The following is a 721-nucleotide window of genomic DNA, read 5'->3' as shown; positions in this document are numbered from 1 at the left end:
GAAAGAATTTAAGTGGTCGGAAAATTCTTGTCTAAGCTTTCGAGACGTTACAGATTTGAGATTATTAACCAAATTACTTAAAGCAATGTCAGGATGGTATTGGAAAAGAAGATGAACATGATTGTCTTCCCCGTTAAACTCAATTAATTTACAATCCCACTTGTGGAGTAATTCTTCAAGGATGGAGTGTAACCTATTCAGCATTTCAAGAGTAAAAACTTTCCGTCGATACTTGGTTGTCAAAACCAAATGCACTTTGAGGTCACTGACAGACCTCCCTTTGCTAACAAAATCGTTCTTCATAATCTCCACTTGAAAAAACTTGTGCTATATTCAGTGTATCTTGTAAATACAGCACTCAAACGAAGGGGGTGATTCAATTGCTTAAGGCAGTTAAGGTTAGGCTTTACCCAACACCCGAACAGGAATTGGCGTTAGCCAAGTCATTCGGCTGTGTACGGTGGTATTGGAATTTTGCCTTAAATGCCTGTATTCAGCACTATCAAGAAACTGGGAAAAGTTTAAAGTTAGCAACCTATAAAGGGATGCTCCCTCAACTCAAAAAGGAATATCCTTGGCTCAAGGAAGATTGCTATTCATCGGTTCTCCAATGTGTAGCAATTAACCTAGACAGAGCCTATAAAAACTTTTTTAAAGGACAAGCTAAATTCCCTAGATTCAAGTCTAAACACCATAAGCAATCAATCCAATATCCCCAGAG

Annotated in this window: 2 protein-coding genes; one reads left to right on the top strand and one right to left on the bottom strand. The window is 38.1% G+C overall.

The window, feature by feature from the left end; translation table 11 throughout:
- Positions 1-303, bottom strand: a 303-nt coding sequence (gene tnpA / locus M595_RS29870; protein WP_071810011.1) for an IS200/IS605 family transposase, incomplete at its 3' end; no start/stop codon positions are given.
- Positions 304-371: 68 nt separating this feature from the next.
- Between tnpA and M595_RS28230 the strand changes: the two genes are divergently transcribed.
- Positions 372-721 (top strand): RNA-guided endonuclease InsQ/TnpB family protein (locus M595_RS28230; RefSeq protein WP_445974343.1); only part of this gene is annotated, 350 nt, incomplete at its 3' end.

Source organism: Lyngbya aestuarii BL J (genome assembly GCF_000478195.2).
Taxonomy (GTDB): domain Bacteria; phylum Cyanobacteriota; class Cyanobacteriia; order Cyanobacteriales; family Microcoleaceae; genus Capilliphycus; species Capilliphycus aestuarii.
The sequence above is the reverse complement of the archived record's forward strand: the minus strand, read 5'-3'. Positions and strand labels throughout refer to the sequence as shown.